Annotated in this window: 8 protein-coding genes and 1 pseudogene; all 9 read right to left on the reverse strand. The window is 38.2% G+C overall.

Annotated elements, in window-relative coordinates; translation table 11 throughout:
* Positions 1-68: 68 nt before the first annotated feature.
* A complete protein-coding gene (locus DXB52_RS16275; RefSeq protein ID WP_181989226.1) occupies positions 69-227 on the reverse strand; it encodes a hypothetical protein in 159 nt (52 codons plus the stop codon).
* A pseudogene (locus DXB52_RS14770) lies at positions 190-692 on the reverse strand (antirestriction protein ArdA). The gene DXB52_RS16275 and the pseudogene DXB52_RS14770 overlap by 38 nt, the downstream one beginning before the upstream one ends.
* Positions 693-709: 17 nt before the next feature.
* On the reverse strand, positions 710-1213 hold the full coding sequence (locus tag DXB52_RS14775) for an antirestriction protein ArdA (protein ID WP_118107940.1): 504 nt from the start codon (positions 1211-1213) through the stop codon (positions 710-712).
* Positions 1132-1428: a conjugal transfer protein gene (locus DXB52_RS14780; protein ID WP_118107941.1), complete on the reverse strand. Its 297-nt coding sequence runs from the start codon at positions 1426-1428 to the stop codon at positions 1132-1134. The genes DXB52_RS14775 and DXB52_RS14780 overlap by 82 nt, the downstream gene beginning before the upstream one ends.
* Before the next feature lie 100 nt (positions 1429-1528).
* Positions 1529-1849: a TfoX/Sxy family protein gene (locus DXB52_RS14785; RefSeq protein WP_076627798.1), complete on the reverse strand. Its 321-nt coding sequence runs from the start codon at positions 1847-1849 to the stop codon at positions 1529-1531.
* Between the two features lie 665 nt (positions 1850-2514).
* A complete protein-coding gene (locus tag DXB52_RS14795; RefSeq protein WP_005428613.1) occupies positions 2515-2931 on the reverse strand; it encodes a YjdF family protein in 417 nt (138 codons plus the stop codon).
* A gap of 209 nt (positions 2932-3140) precedes the next feature.
* Complete coding sequence (locus DXB52_RS14800; RefSeq protein ID WP_002323342.1) at positions 3141-3362, reverse strand: hypothetical protein; 222 nt, start codon at positions 3360-3362, stop codon at positions 3141-3143.
* Entirely contained in the window at positions 3363-3497 is a 135-nt protein-coding gene (locus DXB52_RS14805; protein ID WP_005340705.1) for a DUF3789 domain-containing protein, read from the reverse strand.
* An 11-nt stretch (positions 3498-3508) separates the two neighbouring features.
* The gene (gene mobT, locus DXB52_RS14810; RefSeq protein ID WP_118107943.1) at positions 3509-4705 is read right to left on the reverse strand and encodes a MobT family relaxase; all 1197 of its coding nucleotides are present in this window, start codon (positions 4703-4705) and stop codon (positions 3509-3511) included.
* Positions 4706-4916 lie beyond the last annotated feature (211 nt).

The raw sequence follows: 4916 nt of genomic DNA on the forward strand, positions 1-4916 counted from the left end.
GTTAAAGTCATTGATTGCATACAAGACTTTTTCCACGTTCCAGATACCCGTATAAGATTTAATCTTTTTCAAGTTCTTTCAGCTCCTTTCGTAAGTTCTTCAAAGAGAAAAGGACAGCCATTTTCAGACTGTCCCTTAAAGAGAAATACGCTGTCAGTAGCAACAATGCTTGTCGCTGATCTTCCAGCGTTAATATGGTATCTCGCACATACCTCGACTTGTTTCAATGAAGCAACCGCCCATATCCAAATCTCGCCCGTAGGCTTCATAGTCAATGTAATTCTGTAAGCTGGGTGGAATATCCCCAAGTGCCTGCAATTCGTCTATGTAGTAGTAGCAACGTCTGTCATGGTTTCACAGTCGGGATAATAATAAATATCGTCCTTGTGTTCCACGACTTCTTCCAGCGTCCCGTAGTGGCTGATAAATTCGTCCAGACACTCTACGATATAGTCGGGAAGTTCCTCTATCATTTCATATATCTCATTGAGTTCTTCAATGGAAACATACTCGCCAATCGCAATGGGGAAGTTATCGGTATCATGGATAGCGTATTCCTCATATTGTTCATTCAAGCCGATTTTTTCTTTCACATCTTCCTCGTCAATAGGAAACGTGAACCAAGCACCCACTAAATAGCCCTCGTTATATTTGCCAAGATTAGCAATGTAAACCGCCATATCATCAATCATAAGCACCACCTCATTTCCTACTCTGGCAGTTCAAAGATACCGTGTTCTGTTACTAAAAATTTCCCGTGTTCCTGCAAGTGAGAAGCGTAGGCTTCAAAGTCAAAGTAATATTCTTGACAGTCCTCGGATAAATGTTTGAACGTCGGGTCGTTCATCAGCTTTTGCCTTGCAACATCTATCATGCTTTTACAGTCGGGATAAACCGTAATCACATTTCTGCAAATATAAAGAGCTTCTAAGTTTTCATACACGGTAAGAAGTGATACATATTCTTCCTGCATATCACTTGAAAGCTGGCGGTACATAAAATCTAATTCGTTGAGCTGGTACACGCTGGTATGTTCGTGGACTTCATCAGCATAAGGCAACACCTTTTCGATAATGTGGTAATCCCCACTTTCTGCACCGATACCTAACTTTTCTTCAAACTCGGCAACCTCTATCGGCAGGTCGAACCAGTATGATATTGTTTCTTCGCCAGTTGTTCCTCTCGTTTCCACCAGCACCCTTGTTTCCTGCATTGTTCCTCACGTCCTTTCTGTTGTTTCATCACATCTTTTATGGTCTGGTACGACATACCAAACACATAGACAGAAAAATCTTCCAGTTGCTTTTTCGGATAGTCGGCAGGGTTCAGTCGTTTCATTTCCTGCCACACCTTACGTTTGTAAGAGGGCAGGTCAGAAATGTATTCACAGCCGACGTTTGCCTGCATATCCTTAAAAATATCGCTCATTTTATCACTCCAATCTGAAATTTTGGTAAGAAAAAAGCAGTCAATCTTAAGACTAACTGCTTTGTGTGTATGGATATGAAATTGTCAAACTAGAAACTGTTTATTTTTTCTTTTTAGGTTTTGGCGTTGGTAGTTCATCATACATCACATTAAATAACCCCGTCAGAAAATCTTTATTATCAATTTCTTCCACCAATAACATTTCTTTGGCATTTTCGTATGGAATTTCATAAGTAACTGTTGGCATATAAAAAATTGCAGACTTTGTTGGTTTTACCAGTAACCTATCATCATATATACCGCCAACGATTTTTCCACGATAATAGATAATAAATTCTCCCATCATTGCACGATATGTTATTTCTTGTAATTCTGATAATTGTTCTAAAACAAATTGTAAATAATCTTTACTTGAAGCCATTTCTAAATCTCCAATCTTGAATTTTATTATTCCAATGCTTTCTTTAAGTCCAGAACAAATTGCTTTTGTTGTTTTTTCAAATAGGTTTTTACAAAAGGTTTCATAAACCACTTTTTTAGGTATCACATTTTCTGTAAAGTCTATTTGTGTTTCATTCCCTTTGTCTGTAAAAATACCAATCCAGTGACCTTTCATGTTGCTATTCTCCATATCAAATTCCCAGCGTTTATATGGTTCTACAACGGTAACGGTAAATGTAGTAGCATATCCATTTTTTGTGTATTCAATAAATTGTTTGTCATTTATTATTTCTGTTTTGCTCAAATCACTTCGCCATAAGTTATATTTATCAACAGCTAAAACAATGTTCCAAACTTTTTGAATATCATTATTGATAATTGTATTTATATTTGAAACTGCCACTTTTTCATTCCCCCTTTTTAAATTACCGTTTATCGTTTTTTCATATCCACATTATAACATTCTCATATCAGCACTACAATAAAATTTTATGCTCCGATAATCTTATTGAACAGCTCTAACAGACACCATATCATCACTCCAATCTGAAATTTTGGCAAGAAAAAAGCAGTCAATCATAAGACTAACTGCTTTGTGTAGATATGAACTTATAAAATTTTTAGTTTATGATATAGCAACATCATTTAATGTCCTCTGTGTTTTGCTTTTTTCTTTTGTTGCTTCAACTTAAACTTTTGTTCTGCGTCCATTTGCTTTTTATGTTTGGAATTAGATTTATATTCTTCCTTTTTTAATTCATGTTGTAATTTTAAAGCTTGTTGCGATTTTGTCCCAATTCCATTGTTCTGTAATTGTTTCTTTACATCTCTAAGAACTCTTTTAGGATTTTTCTTATCCTTTTTTACAATCGTTTCAACTGCTGGACTAAATTGTAAATCATAATAATGTTTCAACACAAATTCTTGAATATCGTAATCTTTTGGCTCTGCACCAAATGTTACCTTTGCTACGGAAAGTTTTCCATCACAAATTCTTTCAAAAACTCCAACCCAAAAAGGTTCTGCAAAATACACAGTCAATTTACATTTTATTGTCTTCATATCAATCCCTCCTTGTTTATTTCCAAACAAAGAACGGACAACCCGGAGGGGCAGGTTACTTACCCTATAAACATAGGACGGCTGGGCTACCTACCAGCTCTCACATAATAAAATGCTTTGCGTTTTTATCTTTGTCATTTTAGATAATCATTATTTGATTACCTTTCTTGAAAATTATAACATTCCTATATCAGCACTACAATAAAATTTTACGCACCGATAATCTTATTGAACAGCTCTAACAGTACATCTTTCACACCGCCAGCATTGAATACCAAGCCGACAGCAATTAAGGCAACTACCAAGAAGCCGATAAGTTTGGAAAACTCACGCTTGAACCCTAAGTAGATACCGATAACCACAATCGCCATAAGCACTAAGCTCTGTGCGTTTGATAAAAACCATTGATACAAATTTTGTCCGAAATTCATTTAATTGTCCTCGCTTTCTTCTAATTGTTTCATTTCATAGTCAGCTTCTTTGCCGACATTCAAAATACACATCAAGACTACACCGATACCCATTCCCATAGATACCAGCAGGAAGTCTTTTAATAATACCCACATTTTTATCACTCCTAACTTTCTACTAAATCTTTTGCAGGGGTCGTCTGCTGTTTGATTATCATTTCATGCTTTTCTGTGAGCTTTGCCTGCTGTTCGATTGTTTCCATGTAGTCTGTACCGTTTCCCTTATCAATCTTTTTCAGCATTTTCAAGGTCGGTGCTACCTGCCTTTGTACCCACCGCAATGTGCGGTCTAAGGTGTAAGGCTCTGGCTTTGTCGTCAGCTTCAAGCTCTGTCTGTTATCGCCGATAAACCAAGCCCAGCGGTCATTGAGTTTCCAGTCATTTTTTCGCTTGTCGGGTTCTTCATCAACAAACCGCACATATTGGTTGATAATAGAAAAGGCGGTCTGCTCTGCGTCATAATACGTCAGCAAATCCCGTACTGCATAATAGGCACGTTCATTTCTAAGCCGTATCTCAAAACGGTTGATAATGTCGGCTTCTTCCAGAGGTGTCCCTAACTTGACGTACTGCTCATAGTCCTTTTCATAGATACAGAAATACACATCTGATTTCAGTGAACCAAGATAAAGGGTGCGTCCCATATATTCTCTGTCGTCCTCTCTGTGCTTGATAAGCTCGCCCGACTGATAAAACTTATAACTTCTGGACTTTCCGATATATTCCCGTTTCCTGCATTTTTCCGCAAGCTCTGGAATATACAAAATGCCCGTATGGTCGTTGATAGCAAGGTCGATACGCTTCATCACGCCACCGTCTACGAGTGCGTCCATGAGAAAGTCATACCAGCTTCTTTGCTGTGCCAGCAGGTAACTTTCAAACTGTCGGCAACCACGCCCCTTTAACTCTAAAAGGACACCTTTTTCTTCGTCAGCCGACGTATAGATAAAGATGTCCCCTAAAGAATAATGCTCCGTATAACTGTAATGTCCGTAATCTTCATGGAGCATATAATTGATATTCAGTTTTAATATATCTTTGATGATGTGCTGTATATCCAGCGTGGGAAAACGAATTTTCACATAATCAAACAGCATGGTAAGCGGTACTTCTGGATTGAACCTTGCCAGTTCCTTATGCAGAGTTTCCAGAAGTTCCTTTGACGGCTTCATTTTTCCACTTTCTATCTTGTTGAAATATTCCCTTGTGATACCAGAAGCCACCGCCAGCCTGCCTTGTGAGATACCGTAAGCAATCCGTTTCTCCCGTAATTCTTTTATCCGTTGTTCTTCATTCAGAACCATACCCCCAATCTGTAAAGTGTGAAGTTTTTTAAGGCGACTTCACAGCCGATTTTTGCTAGAAAACCATGCCAGAAGCCTTATGTTTCCTATGTTTTTTGTCTATTGTCTATTTGCAAACGTACCCCTCTGTTAGATACCGAGGGGTTTTACCTGCTGGCGTGGCTTACGCCACACCAGCAACGGCTAGTCCGTGCCGTCGCCTTTCGCTTCG

The organism is Ruminococcus sp. OM04-4AA (assembly GCF_003462585.1).
Taxonomy (GTDB): Bacteria; Bacillota; Clostridia; order Lachnospirales; family Lachnospiraceae; genus Mediterraneibacter; species Mediterraneibacter faecis.

Bases quoted from the DNA above. Each gene is read 5' to 3' on its own strand.
- DXB52_RS14775 (WP_118107940.1), bottom strand. From the start codon at position 1,213: ATGCAGGAAACAAGGGTGCTGGTGGAAACGAGAGGAACAACTGGCGAA.
- DXB52_RS14780 (WP_118107941.1), bottom strand. From the start codon at position 1,428: ATGAGCGATATTTTTAAGGATATGCAGGCAAACGTCGGCTGTGAATAC.
- DXB52_RS14785 (WP_076627798.1), bottom strand. From the start codon at position 1,849: ATGGCTTCAAGTAAAGATTATTTACAATTTGTTTTAGAACAATTATCA.
- DXB52_RS14795 (WP_005428613.1), bottom strand. From the start codon at position 2,931: ATGAAGACAATAAAATGTAAATTGACTGTGTATTTTGCAGAACCTTTT.
- DXB52_RS14800 (WP_002323342.1), bottom strand. From the start codon at position 3,362: ATGAATTTCGGACAAAATTTGTATCAATGGTTTTTATCAAACGCACAG.
- DXB52_RS14805 (WP_005340705.1), bottom strand. From the start codon at position 3,497: ATGTGGGTATTATTAAAAGACTTCCTGCTGGTATCTATGGGAATGGGT.
- mobT (WP_118107943.1), bottom strand. From the start codon at position 4,705: ATGGTTCTGAATGAAGAACAACGGATAAAAGAATTACGGGAGAAACGG.